Here is a 15109-nt window from a genome sequence, read left to right as displayed (position 1 = left end):
CCGGGGGGGGGCCACCCCCGCCCGGGGGCGCCCGGGGGGGCGGCCCCCCCCCCCCCCCGCCCCCCCCCCCCCGGGGGGGGGCGCCCCCGTTCCCGTTCGCGCGGCTTCGTCCGTGTGCCGTTTTCACCGACCGATTGTCCCGGCTCGACACAATCTCACCGGCCTCATCCACTTGGCGACCGATGCGCTTTACGCCGGTCGCTGGGACGAAGCCACCCCCGCCTGATTGCGGCGGCGGCCGGCACCGTCTTCGTCGCTTTCACCAGTCGTGGCTGTTGGTCGAGCGACCGGGCGGAGACACCCTGATCGTCTTCGAGGAGGCCGCCCGTGGCACGGCCGCAACGCGCGGCGCGACCGATCGCGACGATGTGACGCGCGACTGGCTCGACGCCCTCGCCCGCCTCGCGGGAAAGGAGAACGGCGACCGCACGTCCGGTGTACCCGGACCGGCCTCCACTCGTCCTCCGAATGAATTTCCACCACGTTCCTGCGTTTGCCGCGCGCCGGAGACGAAGGTGCTCCAGTTGAGGAGAAGTTGATGAGGCCACCATTGCCGCCGTTCACCACCGAGTCGGCGCTTGCCAAGGTGCAGGCCGCTGAGGACGCCTGGAACACACGTGATCCCGAACGGGTGGCGCTCGCCTACACCGAGGACTCGATCTGGCGTAACCGCGACACCTTCGTGACCGGACGTCCCGCCATCGTCACGTTCCTGCGAGCCAAGTGGGACCGGGAGTTCGACTACGCGCTGCGCAAGTCGCTGTGGTCCTTCACCGGCGACCGCATCGCCGTCCGCTTCCAGTACGAGTTCCACGACGCCTCCGGTCAGTGGTGGCGCAGCTACGGCAATGAGCTCTGGGAGTTCGACGACATGGGTCTGATGCGGCGTCGCGAGGCGAGCATCAACGATCTGCGGATCGCCGAGGAGGATCGGCGGATCTTCGGCTCCCGTCCCGCCAACGACCGGACGGCGCTGCAGCTCAGGTGAGCCCGCCGGGGGCGGGCCGCCTGGCGGCCGCCCCTGGCGCAGACGTGTCGGTTTCCCCGTCGTTCAGCAATTATGAGAAGCCCGACGGAAGACCGGGCCGGCGTTTTCCGATCAAGGCGGGCAAGGACGATGTCCGCTATGCAAGAAAAGGTATTGGTGGTGGGCGCGGGAATCGCTGGTCTGGCGGCCGGACGCGCGTTGGCCGGCCGAGGGACAGACGTTGAGATCGTGGAACGACATGGTGCGCCGCAGACCGAGGGCATGGGGCTCTATCTGCCCGCCAATGCGGTCCGGGTCCTGGATGGCCTCGGGCTTTCCGGACCCCTGTCCGACTCGGCTCAGGCGATCGCGTGGCAGCAGATCCGTGACCGGTCGGGGCACGTTCTCGCCGACTATGCGGCGGACGCCGTGTGGGGCGAGGTGGGGGAGTGCCTGGCGATCACCAGGGCCGATCTGCACGGAATCCTGCTGGACGGGGTAGACGTGCGTTTCGGCACAGCGGTGCGGACGGTCGACCCGGACGGGACGGTGTCGTTCGCCGACGGCGCGACGGCTCGGTATGACCTGGTGGTCGCGGCCGACGGCATCAACTCGGTGGTACGGCGGGCGGTCTTCCCGCGGACGCAGCCGACCTTCCTGGGCCAGGTCTGCTGGCGACTCGTCACGGAGGTCACCGGTGTCGCCGCGGAGTCTCCCCATACGTGGACAGCCATGCTGGGCAGCCGTGGCCGGAGCCTGCTGGTGGTGCCGCTGGGAGGAGGACGCGCCTACGTGTACGCCTCGATCGACAGCGATACCCCAGAGGAGCCGTCCGGTTCCTGGCGCGACCTGTTCGCGGATTTCGGCGAGCCGGCGGTGGGGGTGCTGTCCGGGGATGCTCCGGCGCACTTCGCCGCGCTGCACGAGATCAGCGGCGATGACTGGGTGCGCGATCGCGTGGTCCTGATCGGCGACGCCGCCCATGCCTGTTCGCCCAGCATGGCGCAGGGTGGTGCGCTGGCCCTGGAGGATGCGGTCGTCCTGGCCGAACTGCTCGGCGGCGTCGACGACGCCGGACGGATCCCCGGACTGCTCGAGCGCTATCGCGAACGTCGTTCGCCTCGGGTCCGCTTCGTGATGGCGCAGAACCATCGCCGGGACCGGGCCCGGAACCTTCCCGCGCTGGCCCGCAAACTGCTGTTCCGGCATGCCGGCCTGCGAATGGTCCAGGCCAATCACGCGAAGCTGAGGGAGTTGCCCTGACTGGCGGGGGTTGGGATTGAGCTCTGCGCCCGCGTGTGCGTTCTCTCACAGAAGGGCTCTCGACAGCCTCCACCGAGATGTCGCTTGAGCTGGGGTTTCACGGTTCCGGTCGGCTTTTGTTACCGCGACCGTCGGTGCCTTCACTTTTCGTTCACGATCACGTGCGTGGGGGCTTCCTAGCGTCTGCTTCGACCAGGGAGATCCGCCCTGGTCGCGAGCGTGAGGAAGTGTCGATGTCACCACAGACCGTCGAAGACGTGGCCGGTGAGAGGCTCAGGGAGCTGCTGGCGGCCCACCGTGGGCCGCTAACCCGTTTCGTTAAGGGTTTGATCTCGGGCCAGCACCACAACGCCGAGGACGTCGTGCAGGAAACCCTTATTCGCGCCTGGCGCCACATCGACCGGGTGCCCGAGGGGGACGACGACAGCCGCCGCTGGCTCTTCACGGTCGCTCACCACCTGGTTATCGACCAGGTCCGTCGCCGGAAGGCCAGGCCGGTCGAGGTGTTCACCGCCCTGACCGTCGACCGTGCGACAGTCGGCGATCAGACCGCGTCGGCGGCCGTCGCCAACGACTCGTTCCTCTCGGCACTGCGCAGGTTGGGACCCGCGCACCGCCGGGTCCTGCATGACATCTATGTCCGGAACCTCAGCGCGCAGGAGGTCGCCGACCAGATGCAGGTACCGGTCGGAACCATTCGCTCCCGCTTGCACTATGCGACCCGGTCGCTGCGGTTGGCGGTCATCGGTTAGGACACAGACAAATTCGGGGTTTCTTCGGCACGGTGATTGGCGTCACATTCATTGAGTGAGTAGCCGGTCTCTGCGTGTGAGTATCGAATGCCAACTGGTCAGGAGTAAGCAATGGCTCGCGATGAAGTGCTCGTCAATACCGACTGGGCTGCACGGCACCTGGATGCACCGGGAGTGGTCTTCGCCGAGGTCGACGAGGACACCACGGCCTACGACAGTGGCCACATCCGGGGCGCGGTGAAGATGGACTGGAAGAGGGACCTCCAGGACCCGGTCCGGCGCGACATCATCAGCCAGGAAGGCTTCTCGGAACTGCTGTCCCGCCTGGGCATCGCCAACGACGACACCGTCATCCTCTATGGCGGCAACAACAACTGGTTCGCCGCCTGGGCACTGTGGTGCTTCGAGATCTATGGTCACCGTGATGTCCGGCTGCTCGACGGCGGCCGCAAGAAGTGGGACCTGGAGGGCCGTCCGTGGACCACGGACACACCGCACCGCCCGCGCACCGACTATCGGGCACCTGCCCCCGACCTGTCGATCCGCGCCTTCCGGGATCAGGTCGTGCAGGCTGTCGGCGTGCAGAACCTGGTCGACGTCCGTAGCCCCGCGGAGTACTCCGGCCGTTTGCTCGCGCCGGCGCACCTGCAGAACGAGGCCGCGCAGCAGCCGGGCCACGTGCCGACCGCGATCAACGTTCCGTGGAGCACGGGGGCCAACGAGGACGGCACGTTCAAGTCCGACGAAGAGCTGGCGCAGCTTTATCGTGACGCGGGCCTGGACAACGACAAGGACACCATCGTCTACTGCCGCATCGGGGAGCGTTCCTCGTTCTCCTATTTCGTGCTGGCCAAGCTGCTCGGCAGGAAGAATGTCCGCAACTACGACGGGTCCTTCTCCGAATACGGCTCGCTGATCGGCGTGCCGATCGAGAACAGCGACCGGCCTGGCAAGGCGTGACGGTCTGACGACTTACCGAAGTTCAGGCGCGAGCGGCGCCTGAGCGACACCCCGAACGCGCCAGTCCTCCGGTGCCGCGTATGTCCACGGGCAGCGGCGGAGGGCTGGCGTTTTGCCGCGGTGGGCCGGTTCGGCAAGTGGTGTTCGTCGCATTCGGTGACGCAGACGCCGAGTTGTCCGAGCGGGGAGGCGCTCGTCGTGCCGGTGGAGGTTCGGTTTCTGACACCCGCTCATGCCCGCGGACTCGCTTGTGACCAGGGGGTTCGGCATCGGTAGGCCCGCACGGCGGATCCCGCTCCACGTCGCTGCGGTGCCGGGGTCGTCCCCGTCAATGACTTCATTTTCTGGACTGGGGACGACCGAAGAGGTGCCTGGCGAGACGCGCACGGCGGATTACCGTGCCACATGTGATCAGCATCGACCCGAGACCCGTACCCGGGTCCGGGTGGTGGCCGTCAGTGGCGCGTTAGCCGACCGGTCGTTCGTTCCAAGCAGGGCGAACGCCGTCCGCTAGTTAGCACGATCGGTCGTACTAACTCCGGAGTTTCGACTCCGCGATGAGGGGACGGACCCGTTCGGCCGCGCCCATCGAAAGGTGGAGCTTTGACCATCGAAACGACGCACTCCAAGGCATCCACAATGGACGACCGTCGAATCGCGGAGATCTACGCCGAGCACGGCCCGGTGCTCCGCCGATTCCTGCTGGGCCTCACGAACGGCGAATGGCACTCCGCGGAAGACCTCCTCCAGGAGACGATGGTCCGAGCCTGGCGGAGCGGCGACCGCCTGCCGACCGACGAGAAGGGCTTGCGGACCTGGCTGTTCACCGTGGGCCGCCGGACCGCCATCGACGCGGCACGCCGCCGGAAGGCGCGTCCCACCGAAGTCAGCCTGGCCGCCGCGACCAACATGGCCCGGCCGGACGACACCGCCGGAACCGTGCTGGCCGGTCAGTCGCTGCGACGCGCGCTTCGTGACCTCCGCCCGGCCCAGCGTTTACTGCTCACCCAGCTCTACGCGCAGGGGATGACGGTGGAACAGGCAGCCGAGCGCCTCGACATCCCCGCCGGAACCGTGCGGTCCCGGGTGCATTACGCCCTGCGCGCGGTTCGTGCGGCGCTGGCCGATCTGAACTGACCGATACCTTTGACCCGGACCGACCCGAGGGAATGCACATCGTGGCCCGACCGGCCAACGCTTACGTCGTCGGCGGCCCTGATGATCGGCGGCGTTGCGGGGCGGGCCGATCGCTGGAACCGTTTCGACCTCGTCCCTGACTCTCCGGAAGGGTTCGTCGCGGTGGGTGGCACCCTCCGCTCGCTCAATCCGGTGTACGGCCAAGGCATCACCGTCGCTGCCATCGAGGCTCAGTTGCTGCGTGCCCTGCTCGACGGGGACTCGGAAGACCTCGGTGCGCGATTCCGGAGGGAGCCGGCTCAGCCGCTGCAGGAGCAATGGGACACGGCGGAACCGGACATCGCGGATCGCATGCGAGCGACCGCGGGCGCTGATCCTGTGGCGCCTCGGGCTACGACGGCGAGCCGGGCGCGCCGAGACGCCGACCGAGACCTCGGCGGGCGGTGTCGATGACGGACTGGTCGCCGTGCAGCTGGTATGCCGTGTTGGCCAGATGGAGCAGCGCACGCACCTCGAACGCGAGCTGTGCGGCAGCGAGGTCGTCGGGCAGGTCGCCGGCGGCCTGCGCCTGCGCGACGAGGTTGGTCAGCAGGGTCATCCACTCGCGGTCGAACCTGCGGATGCTGTCGCGAACCCGGCCGGGATGGGTATCGAGCTCAGCCGAGGCCGAAGCGAAGAAACAGCCGCCCTCGGAACGCTGGGCCAGTTCGAGGAAGTTGTGGCAGACCGCCTGAAGCTGCCCGAGCGCCGTCGGTGCACGCAGAGCGGGTTGAACCACCAGGACGTCGTGCTCTCCGGCCGCGGCAGCAACAGTCGCGAGCTGAAGCTCCTCTTTGGAGCGGAAGTGGGCGAACAAGCCACTCTTGCTCATGCCCGTGCGCCGGGCCAGGTCGGCGATCGACAGACCGCGGAGGCCTTCGACGGTGGCGAGGCCGGTCGCGGCATGCAGGATCAGACGACGGCTCCGCTCCCCATCGGACCGAAGTCGCCGGGGGGTCTCGATGTTGTGTGACAAGAGCGTCTCCCGCCGTTCGTACCGACGGGTAAGTCTACTGCCGGGCTCGCCCTGGCCGACCAGAGTGCTTCCCCGCGAAACCCGTCCGGCGGACAGTGGCATATTTCACAACTCCTAGATGAATTAGGGGTTGCTCCCGGCGTCTGCACCCGGGTGCCCAATGGCGCTGAATTCGTCGTGCCGCACATCAGGGGAGCGAGAATGGCCGTCTGGTTCGTCACCGGCGCGTCGTCGGGTATCGGCCGGGCGGTCGTCGAACGCCTGCTGGCCCGGGGAGACCGGGTGGCGGCGACGTCGCGTTGCGCGGAGAAGCTGACCGAGCTGGTTCGCAAGCACCCGGCGACGCTGTGGACCGCGGCCCTGGACGTGACCGACGCCGTGGCGGTGCGCGAGGTGGTGAACCGGGCCTTCACCGAACTCGGTCGCATCGACGTCCTCTTCTCGAACGCCGGCCACAAGGCCTTCGGCGCCGCCGAGGAGTTCTCCGACGAGATGATCGCCGACCAGATCGCCCTGCACCTGACCGGGCCGATCCATCTGGTCCGGGCGGCCCTGCCCCACCTGCGAAAGCAGGGTGGGGGCCGCATCATTCAGACGACTGGTCTGGAGGCCGAGGTGGGGCTGCCCGGGGGGTCCGTCCATCATGCCTCGAAGTGGGGCGCGGAGGGTTTCTTCGAGTCCCTCGCGGCCGAGGTGGCGCCGTTCGGCGTCGAGGTGATGATGGTCGTGCCGGGCAATGTCCGTACCGATTACGGAGCCGCCACGTCGATCGCCTTCCCCGCCCCGGAATACGCGGAGACCCCGATCGGCCGCATCCGCCGCTATCTCGACTCGCACGGGGGCCGCCTCGTCGCCTCGGTGCAGAGCGATCCGGCGCAGGTCGCCGCGGCGATCCTCGACGCCGCTTCAGCGGTCCCGGCACCACGACGTGTGGTGCTCGGCAGTGACGCCTATCTTGCGGTGCACGCTGCCCTTGCCGCACGCATGGCGGAGCTGGAAGCGGGCTGGACGGTCTCGGTGAGCACCGACCTGCCGGTGTGACCCGGCAGGTCGGCGCTCACCGATCAGGTCGGGACGTAACCGAGCTCGATGGCCCGGCGCGTCAGATCGGCCTTGTTGCCGACGTGCATTTTGTGGCGGATCCGCTTCACATAGGTGTTCGCGGTCGTCTCGCTGAGGCCCAGCTCGCGGCTGATCTGTCCGTGCGTCATGCCGTGGGCTAGGAGCTGAAGCACCTGGAGCTCGCGCTGCGTCAGCTCATTGCGTCGGCTCGGGCCGGTGGCCGCGCTCACCGCCGGTTCGCGAAGGTCAGCCGAGATGTACAGCGCGCCGGCGGTGGCGGCGTGAAGCGCGGTCTCCAACTCGTGGATGTCACTGCCCCGCGAGATGAGGGCGTGCAGCCCGTGCGGCGCGGCCATTATCAGGTTGGGTGTCTTGTCCGGGCCGCAAAGGGCGACCGCCCGGCTGCCGACGGGGAGCAGCGACCAGAAGCTCTGGTCGTCGGCGGGTTTGCCGGAAAGGTCGATGACGACGATCGGGGGCGCCGGATCGTTGGGCAAGCTGGTGATCGATTCGGTCTTGCCCGCGACCCGGAAGCCGGCGATCTCGTCGATCGAGTGCGCCAGCCCGGCGAGCATGAGCGGGCTGGCGGCGACGATGGCCACGTCGAGCGTGTGAGTCGCAGCTTCATTGACAACGGCGGTCATGAGGTGGAACTCCGGGGTGTCTTGTGACGCGCTCGTTCGCGTCTCTGTAAGGAGACCTCGGTCGAGCCTCATGAGCCAGGCGAGTTCACGGGCGGGAATCGGTGACACCGTTCCTGCCTGTTTTCGGTGACACCCTTTCGGGAGGACGCTGTCAAGCTGCCTGTTCCGAAGTCACCGCGACTGGCCTCTGTCCTTTTGGCCGGACAGGCAGATCGGCGAGCAGGACCGGTGCAGGCCCGCCTACCCTGAACAGCTCTCGCCCGTAGAGCCTGACCAGTTCGTTGAGGTGGTAGCGGCCGGTGCCCGACCCGAAGGTCATCACCCCGGCGTCGACGAGGTCTTCGAGGCGTTCCTCGGCGCTGAGCACGTCGAGTCCAAGGAGTACCGCGGCCGCCTCGGTGCTCACCTCGGGCGTGCGGATGACACTCAGGCGATGGAGCAACGATTGCTGCTCGCGGGTCAGATGGCGGTATTGACCGGCAAGAACCGACCGAAGCTGCACATCGCCGGCGGACAACCAGGTCAGCCGTTCGCCCGGGGATCTCATCCGGTCTACCAGGCTGGTGACCGTCATTCGCGGCCGGCTGTTGAGCCGGTTGCCGACCAGGCGCAGGGCCAGAGGCAGACCGGCGCAGAGTTCGATCAACTCGTCCGCCGCGGCGGGCTCGACCGCGAGTCGCTCGGGCCGGTCGATCATCGATTCCAGGGCTTGTCGAGAACCGGCCGGGTCGAGTTCTCCCAGCCCGACGCGGTGGCCGGCATCGAGCCCGGCGAGGGGCCGGCGGCTCGCCACGATGGTCATGCTGCGGGTGCTGTCAACGAGGAGGGGGCGGATCTGGGCCTCGTCGGCGGCGTTGTCGAGTCCGACGATCATCGCGGTTGTGTGCATGCGGTAGCGGTAGAGCAGTCCCCGGTCCTTCGGCGAGGCGGGGATCTCCTCCGGCGGAAGACCGATGCGGGTGAGGAGATGGCCGAGTGCGTCATGGGGGGTCATCGGGCGATCGTCGAAACCGCCCAGGTCGAGATGGAACCGCCCATCAGGGAACCGGTCACGATGGGTTCGGCAGATCTCCTTGCCGAAGGTCGTCTTCCCGATGCCGGGCAGTCCCGTGAGGACGACCGGGCCGGTCACCTCGCCCTGGTTGTATCGTCCGTCGAACCATTGGACGAAGGCGGCCATCTCGTCGTCGCGGCCGACCGTCAAGGAGGCCGCGGTGCCTTCGTTCTCGGGGGCGGCGGACGGCTGCGCCGGTGGCCGGAGCGAGGCCCAGATCGCGTCGTGCTCGTCCGTCGCTGGGTCGAGGGCGGTGACCAGGGCCTCGATCGTGCGTCGGTGGGGCCGGGCGATGCGGTGGCGCTCGAGGTCTCCGAGAGTTCGCACGCCTACTCCCGCTCGGACGCTCAACTCTTCGAGGGTGAGTCCTTTCGCCCGTCGGATGCCGCGAATCAGGTCACCGAGCCGGGCCGTTTCGATCGAGTTCACGAGGCTCCCTCTGTCTGCCGTGGGGCCATCAAGGTACAACCTCCCGAAATCCGACGATCTGTTCCTGCTCGGTCGTCCAGCCGCGGCAGGCCGGTCCATGGGTGAAGGCCTCGGCCATCGCCCGCATCGAGGCGACCCAGGCGCCCTCGGCGAGACCGACGAACCGTCCGCCGGACAGCGCTACCTGGCCGAGCCAGCATCGGTCCGTTGCAGCGCGTGATTGGAGGCTTGCCAGTGATGACATCGAAGCTCATATCGGTGGCTTGAACTTCCGGTTAGCGATGGTCGGGGCGCGTTGGCAAACGCGTCCGAGTCGTCGGCATTCAGTGCGATCTGCTGTGAGGTGAAGCATTCCGGCGGGTTCCCGTGTCGCTGGCCACGTGCGGGGATCTGAACGTCTTCTTCGTCCTTGCGTTTTCTGGTGCGTCCCATTCGATTCGAGGAGAAACATCGTGAAGAGGACTCTCGCCGCGGGAGCGGCCATGGTCGGCGCGGTCGTCGCCGGGCTGGCGCTCACCGGGGCGCCCGCGCTGGCCACGCCGTGATCCGCACCGCCGCGGCCGAAATCCGCTCGTCGAGCTGAGTGATCGTCCGCCGGATGCGTTTGGACCACGTGGCGAACACGGCGAGTCGGCCGGGCCGAACGTACGGTGAGATGACGCGTGCCGTGTGTGGTGGATGCGCCGGGTCGAGGGCTGGTAGCTTCCGCCGCATGAGGCGTCCGCTGGAGCATGAGCCGTTCGCGCTGGATCTGCTCAACACGCGGTGGGTCGATCAGGGGCGGGAGTTCGACGCGCTGGACGACCACGCCTGGGCCGCCTCGTGGCTGCTGAGCCACGGGTTCCGCGGGTGGAGCACCGAGGCCGGGGCCGCACTACGCGAGACGCGGGACGCCCTGCGCGCGATCGTGGAAACGCCGGGGGAGGGCGCCGAGGTGGCGCTCAACCTGATTCTGGCCCGCGGGCGTGTGCGCTTCGCGCTCCGGGCGGGAGTGCCGACGAGGATCGTCGAGGTGGCCGATGAGTGGTTGCCGGCCTGGGAGGCTGCCGACAACTATCTCGACCTCGTCGGCCGGGGGCCACGTCGGTTGCGCCGATGCTCCGGGGCGGGCTGCGCACTCTATTTCTATGACATCTCCCGCAACGGGGGCCGGCGATGGTGCGCGATGGAGACGTGTGGCAACCGGAGCAAGGTGTCCCGGCACTATCGGCGGACGCGGGCCGGCTGATGCCTCGTCCGGGGCGGCCGGCCAATGTCAGGGAGCGTGTAACCTAACTGTTGAAAACGTGTAGCCGGTTAGTGGAGCGGCGACTGGCGGCGCGGCGTGGACGCGACCCACGGAGTCCCTGCACGGGTCTGGCCGCAGGTGACCGCCGTTAGGATGCGCGAAGAGCTGGCAACCCGGTCCGTGTTCGCGTGCACAGCCGGTCCGATCGATCGCTTCGGTGCGATCCGCGAGATGGCCGGAGGTAGACATGAATCCCGAAGTGCGATTCACGGTGCTCGGCCCGGTTCGTGCCTGGCGGCAGGATGTCGAGATCGACCTGCGCCCCCCGCAGCTGCGGAGCATGCTCGGACTGCTTCTCGTCCGCGCTCCGGATCCGGTCGCTCCCGAAGAGTTCAGCGCCCTGCTGTGGGGCGAGGACCCGCCGGCGCGAGCCGGCAACATCGTCCATCGCCACATCGGCGCGCTGCGCAAGTTGCTCGAACCCGAGCTGGCCAACCGGGCCCAGGGTCGTTGGCTGACGCGGGCCGGCAGTGGTTACCGGCTCGAGGTGGCGCCGTCGGAGCTCGACCTTCTGCACTTCCGGGAGCAAGCCGAGGCAGCGACGCTCGCCGCCGAGGGCGGGGACCACCCGACCGCTCTGGCCCAGCGGGCCGCCGCGCTGCGACTCTGGCACGGCCGGTGCGCGGCCGGCATCGACCCGGGTGCGGCCCTGGCCCCCGAGTTCGCCGCGGTCGACCAGGAACGAGTGGCCGTGGCGTGCGCCGCCGTCGACGATGCCCTGCGCGGCGGCGATCCCGGTGACCTCGTCCCTCTCATCCAGGCCGCGGCCGATCAGAACCCGCTCGACGAAGTCGTCCACGCTCGGTTGATCATCCTGCTGTCAGCGAGCGGCCGGCAGGCCGCCGCGGGCGCGGTCTATCACGCCATCCGTCTGCGCTTGACCGAGCAACTGGGGGTCGACCCCGGCCGGGATCTGGTCGCCGCTTACGACCGGGTGCTGCGCCAGGACTCCCTCGTCCAGCCGGCACCCGCGCCCGACCCGCGCCGTTCGGTGCCCTCACAGCTGCCGCCGGGCAGCAATCTCTTCACCGGGCGTGACGCCGAACTCGACCAGCTGTCGGCACTGGCCGCCGAGGTGGGCCGCGATCGGTCGGCGACAGTGATCGGGGTCGTCGACGGGCTGCCGGGCATGGGCAAGACGAGTCTGGTGGTGCACTGGGCGCACCGGATGTCGCATCTGTTCCCGGACGGCCGGCTCTTCATCAACCTGCAAGGCTTCGACCCGAGCGGAAGCGTGGTCGACACCGGCAAGGCGCTGGAACATCTGCTCACCGCGCTCGACGTCCCCTATTCGGAGATGCCCGCCGACATGGCGACGCGAACGAACCTGTACCGATCGAGGATGGCCGAACGCCGGACCCTGCTCGTCCTCGACAATGCCAGGGACGAGGAGCATGTGCGGCCGCTCCTGCCGGCGTCGTCGAACAGCCTGGTGCTGGTGACCAGCCGCAACCGGCTGACCGGGCTGGTCACCCGCGAGGGCGCCACGCCGGTGAGCCTGGGGGCGATGACGCTGGCCGAGTCCCGCGCGGTCGTGCGCAAACGGGTGGGAGACGATCGGCAGTCCGGTGACGAGCAGCATCTCGACGAAATCATCGCGAGTTGCGGTGGGCTTCCGCTCGCGCTCGCCGTCGTCTGCGCCCGCGCTCTGGCCTATGAATGCCCGCTGCGGGAGGTCGCGGACGAGCTGCGGCACGCGGTGACCCTGGACCCGTTCGACGGCGACGAGCCCCGCAGCGACGTCCGCAACGTCTTCTCCTGGTCCTACCACATGCTCAGTGACCAGGCCGCCCAGTTGTTCCGCCTGCTGCCGCTGCACCTGGGCACGGATTTTGGCGTGGCCTCGGCCGCGAGTCTGGCCGGGGTACCCTTCCACACCGCGCGCAAGCTGCTCGGTGAGCTCAATCGCACCCGCCTGCTGACCGAGGTTCGACTGGGCCGGTACGCGATGCACGACCTGATCCGGGTCTACGCCGGCGAATTGGGAGCGGGGGAGGACCTCGACGAGCATCGACGCGCCGCCGTGGCACGCTTGCTCGATCATCTTCGCCAGACGGCATACGCCGCGGGCAGCGCGCTGATGCCCTCGTCGCGGCTGAGTGAGCCACCGAGGTCCCTGGCCGGTGTCACGCCCCAGAGCGTCGCGGATGCGCAGTCGGCGATGTCCTGGTTCACCACCGAGCTGACCACTATCGAGGGGTCCCTGGCGGTGCGCGACGTCCCGGAGTTCCGTCCCTGGCAGCTCGCCGAAGCCCTGATGCCCTACTACCAGCGGCGCGCCATGGTGCCGCGGTGGCTGTCCACGGCCACGCTCGCCTTGCGTGTCGCCGTTGACGCCGGCGATCTGGAGGGACAGGCCGTGATGCACCGGATGATGGCCGGCGCCGAGGTGTTCGGCAGCCACGCCGCTGCGGCGACGCGCTTCGCCGCGGCGACCCGGCACCTGGAGCGTGCCCTCGAACTGTTCGACGCGGCTGGAAGGCCGCTCGACATGGCCTTCGCCTATTGCAACTTCGGCACTGTGCATGACAGTCAGGGCCGGCACCGCGAGGCTCTGACCGACTACGAACGTGCCATGTCCGTCTTCGAGTCTCTCGACCACGAACGGGGCCTCGCGCTTGCCCTGTTCGGCCGGGGATGGCAACTGGTGGAGCTCGGTGATCTGGAAGCCGGCCTGGAGAATCTGGCTCGGGCCGAGGCTCTCGCGATCGCCGCGAACGATGACAGCAACGCGGGCTCCTGCGCCGGCACGATGGCCGAGGTGCTCCGCCGGCTCGGCCGGCTCGACGAGGCGGTCGCCTGCCTCCAGCGGGCCCGCGAGCTCTTCCTCACCAGCGGCAACCACGTCGAGTCGGCCAAACTGGAGAAGCGGCTCGGCGACGTCTTCGCGGCGACCGGACGGCCGGCGGAGGCGTTGTCCGCGTGGCGGATGGCGCGTGACCGCTATGCCGACCTGGGCCAGGAAGAAGCAGTGGCGCAGATCGAGAAGGCGATGGCCGCGCGGTGAGTGCGCGGCGGTGAATGAACGAGTTCCACGAACCAAGTAAGGAAGAAACATGCGGGCAGTTGTCTTCACCGAGCCGGGCCCCGCGTCCGTTCTGGAGATCGTCGATCGCGATCTGCCGCCCGCCGGGCCCGGTGAGGTAAGGGTGCGGATCGTTCTCTCCGCGGTCAACCCCACCGACACCGGCACCCGATCCGGCCGTGGGGTGCCCGACGGCATCGCGCCGCCACGCGTGCCGAACCAGGACGGGGCCGGTGTGGTCGACGCGGTCGGTGACGGGGTGACCGGGCTCGAACCGGGCGATCACGTCTGGGTCTGGGACGCGGCGTACGGCCGGGCCGACGGCACCGCCCAGGAATACGTGGTCCTGCCCCGCCGCCAAGTGGTGCAGATGAACAAGGAGGTCCCGTTCGCGGTCGGCGCCGCGGTGGGCATTCCCGCGCTGACCGCGCACCGCTGCCTTACCGTCGCCGCCGACGGCCCCTCGCGGCTGGCGCCCGACGCCCTGGAAGGCCGCACTGTTCTGGTCGCCGGGGGCGCGGGTGCGGTCGGCAACGCCGCGATCCAACTCGCGAAGTGGGCCGGCGCGACCGTGCTGACCACCGTCTCGTCCAAGGAGAAGGCCGACCTGGCCACGGCGGCCGGCGCCGACGCGGTGATCAACTATCGTCACGAAGATGTGGTCGCCCGGGTCCGCGAGCTGAGCAAGACCGGGCCGCAGATCATCGTCGAGGTCGATGTCGACAACCTGCGCCAGGACCTCACGCTGGTCGCCCCGGGCGGCAACATCGCCATTTATGTCGGCGGCGAGGTCTCGATCCCGGCTTTCCAGGCGGCGTTCAAGAACGTCAGCCTCGACTTCGTGCTGACCTACACGACGGCCGACGAGGAGAAAGACGGTGCGGTCGCCGCCGTAGCCGAGGCGGTCGACTCCGGTGCCTTCCGGGTCGGTGAGGAGGCCGGTCTGCCGATCCTGCGGTTCCCTCTGGAGCGGGTCGCCGCTGCGCACGAGGCCGTCGAGCGGAACGTGGTCGGCAAGGTCGTCATCGAGGTCCAACAGCCGTAGTCGTTCCGGTGCGCCCCCGGCGCGATGCCGCACGTGGATGTCACCAAGTACGGCAACATTCCCGACGGGGGCGGCTGGCGTTTCGTCGGCCGCCAGCAAGGCGAGCGCAACCGCCGGGCCACCGCGCGGCGCACCGGGTCACGCAACAGCGTCTACGAACCGCAGATAGGTACCGCGTTCGTGCACACCGTCGTCGATGATCACTCCCGGGTCGCCTGCGCCGAGCTGGGGATCAGGCCGCAGGAAACCCGCCCTTACCGGCCACAGACCAACGGCAAGGTCGAACGGTTCCACCGGACCTTGACCGACGGCTGGGCCATCGCCCGGCTCTACACCTGCGAACAAGCCCGTAGCAAGGCCCGACCGGCCTTCCTACATCGCTACAATCACCACCGACCCACACCGCCACCGGTGGCCTACCGCCCTTCACCAGGTTGACCAACGTCCCTGGACAGCACACCTGAGAGA

General features: G+C 68.6%; 12 protein-coding genes and 1 pseudogene. 10 read left to right on the top strand and 3 right to left on the bottom strand.

Annotated elements, in window-relative coordinates; all coding sequences use genetic code 11:
* Nucleotides 1–538 precede the first annotated feature (538 nt).
* From ACGFIQ_RS27485 to ACGFIQ_RS27465, 5 genes are all read left to right on the top strand, one after another.
* Entirely contained in the window at nucleotides 539–988 is a 450-nt protein-coding gene (locus ACGFIQ_RS27485; protein ID WP_393248384.1) for a nuclear transport factor 2 family protein, read from the top strand.
* A gap of 72 nt (nucleotides 989–1060) precedes the next feature.
* Nucleotides 1061–2230: an FAD-dependent monooxygenase gene (locus ACGFIQ_RS27480; protein WP_393248382.1), complete on the top strand. Its 1170-nt coding sequence runs from the start codon at nucleotides 1061–1063 to the stop codon at nucleotides 2228–2230.
* Nucleotides 2231–2463: 233 nt separating this feature from the next.
* On the top strand, nucleotides 2464–2982 hold the full coding sequence (locus tag ACGFIQ_RS27475) for a sigma-70 family RNA polymerase sigma factor (protein ID WP_393248380.1): 519 nt from the start codon (nucleotides 2464–2466) through the stop codon (nucleotides 2980–2982).
* Between the two features lie 111 nt (nucleotides 2983–3093).
* Nucleotides 3094–3942, top strand: coding sequence for a sulfurtransferase (locus tag ACGFIQ_RS27470; protein ID WP_393248378.1), 849 nt, complete (start codon nucleotides 3094–3096; stop codon nucleotides 3940–3942).
* 603 nt (nucleotides 3943–4545) lie between these two features.
* Nucleotides 4546–5079: a sigma-70 family RNA polymerase sigma factor gene (locus ACGFIQ_RS27465; RefSeq protein ID WP_393248376.1), complete on the top strand. Its 534-nt coding sequence runs from the start codon at nucleotides 4546–4548 to the stop codon at nucleotides 5077–5079.
* 391 nt (nucleotides 5080–5470) lie between these two features.
* Here ACGFIQ_RS27465 and ACGFIQ_RS27460 read toward each other — a convergent pair whose 3' ends face one another.
* On the bottom strand, nucleotides 5471–6196 hold the full coding sequence (locus tag ACGFIQ_RS27460; protein ID WP_393248374.1) for a TetR family transcriptional regulator C-terminal domain-containing protein: 726 nt from the start codon (nucleotides 6194–6196) through the stop codon (nucleotides 5471–5473).
* Nucleotides 6197–6295: 99 nt separating this feature from the next.
* Between ACGFIQ_RS27460 and ACGFIQ_RS27455 the strand changes: the two genes are divergently transcribed.
* Nucleotides 6296–7135, top strand: a complete 840-nt coding sequence (locus ACGFIQ_RS27455; RefSeq protein WP_393248372.1) for an SDR family oxidoreductase — start codon at nucleotides 6296–6298, stop codon at nucleotides 7133–7135.
* A gap of 23 nt (nucleotides 7136–7158) precedes the next feature.
* Here the strand turns inward: ACGFIQ_RS27455 and ACGFIQ_RS27450 are convergent, their stop codons facing one another.
* A complete protein-coding gene (locus tag ACGFIQ_RS27450; RefSeq protein WP_393248370.1) occupies nucleotides 7159–7800 on the bottom strand; it encodes a response regulator transcription factor in 642 nt (213 codons plus the stop codon).
* Nucleotides 7801–7951: 151 nt separating this feature from the next.
* Nucleotides 7952–9283, bottom strand: a complete 1332-nt coding sequence (locus tag ACGFIQ_RS27445; protein ID WP_393248368.1) for a helix-turn-helix domain-containing protein — start codon at nucleotides 9281–9283, stop codon at nucleotides 7952–7954.
* Nucleotides 9284–9995: 712 nt separating this feature from the next.
* Here ACGFIQ_RS27445 and ACGFIQ_RS27440 point away from each other — a divergent pair.
* The 4 genes and pseudogenes from ACGFIQ_RS27440 to ACGFIQ_RS27425 form a co-directional block, all read left to right on the top strand.
* Nucleotides 9996–10511 carry a CGNR zinc finger domain-containing protein gene (locus ACGFIQ_RS27440; RefSeq protein ID WP_393248366.1) on the top strand — a complete coding sequence of 172 codons (516 nt, stop codon included), beginning with the start codon at nucleotides 9996–9998 and terminating at the stop codon, nucleotides 10509–10511.
* A gap of 247 nt (nucleotides 10512–10758) precedes the next feature.
* Complete coding sequence (locus ACGFIQ_RS27435; protein WP_393248364.1) at nucleotides 10759–13578, top strand: BTAD domain-containing putative transcriptional regulator; 2820 nt, start codon at nucleotides 10759–10761, stop codon at nucleotides 13576–13578.
* Nucleotides 13579–13627: 49 nt separating this feature from the next.
* Entirely contained in the window at nucleotides 13628–14641 is a 1014-nt protein-coding gene (locus ACGFIQ_RS27430) for an NADPH:quinone reductase (RefSeq protein WP_393248363.1), read from the top strand.
* 15 nt (nucleotides 14642–14656) lie between these two features.
* A pseudogene (locus ACGFIQ_RS27425) lies at nucleotides 14657–15105 on the top strand (integrase core domain-containing protein); the annotation flags it as partial.
* Nucleotides 15106–15109 lie beyond the last annotated feature (4 nt).

Source organism: Micromonospora sp. NPDC048898 (assembly GCF_043198035.1).
Taxonomy (GTDB): domain Bacteria; phylum Actinomycetota; class Actinomycetes; order Mycobacteriales; family Micromonosporaceae; genus Micromonospora.
The sequence above is the reverse complement of the archived record's forward strand: the minus strand, read 5'-3'. Positions and strand labels throughout refer to the sequence as shown.

Coding starts and splice junctions, on each gene's coding strand:
- ACGFIQ_RS27485 (WP_393248384.1), top strand. CDS start 539: ATGAGGCCACCATTGCCGCCGTTCACCACCGAGTCGGCGCTTGCCAAG.
- ACGFIQ_RS27480 (WP_393248382.1), top strand. CDS start 1,061: ATGAGAAGCCCGACGGAAGACCGGGCCGGCGTTTTCCGATCAAGGCGG.
- ACGFIQ_RS27475 (WP_393248380.1), top strand. CDS start 2,464: ATGTCACCACAGACCGTCGAAGACGTGGCCGGTGAGAGGCTCAGGGAG.
- ACGFIQ_RS27470 (WP_393248378.1), top strand. CDS start 3,094: ATGGCTCGCGATGAAGTGCTCGTCAATACCGACTGGGCTGCACGGCAC.
- ACGFIQ_RS27460 (WP_393248374.1), bottom strand. CDS start 6,196: ATGCCACTGTCCGCCGGACGGGTTTCGCGGGGAAGCACTCTGGTCGGC.
- ACGFIQ_RS27455 (WP_393248372.1), top strand. CDS start 6,296: ATGGCCGTCTGGTTCGTCACCGGCGCGTCGTCGGGTATCGGCCGGGCG.
- ACGFIQ_RS27450 (WP_393248370.1), bottom strand. CDS start 7,800: ATGACCGCCGTTGTCAATGAAGCTGCGACTCACACGCTCGACGTGGCC.
- ACGFIQ_RS27440 (WP_393248366.1), top strand. CDS start 9,996: ATGAGGCGTCCGCTGGAGCATGAGCCGTTCGCGCTGGATCTGCTCAAC.
- ACGFIQ_RS27435 (WP_393248364.1), top strand. CDS start 10,759: ATGAATCCCGAAGTGCGATTCACGGTGCTCGGCCCGGTTCGTGCCTGG.
- ACGFIQ_RS27430 (WP_393248363.1), top strand. CDS start 13,628: ATGCGGGCAGTTGTCTTCACCGAGCCGGGCCCCGCGTCCGTTCTGGAG.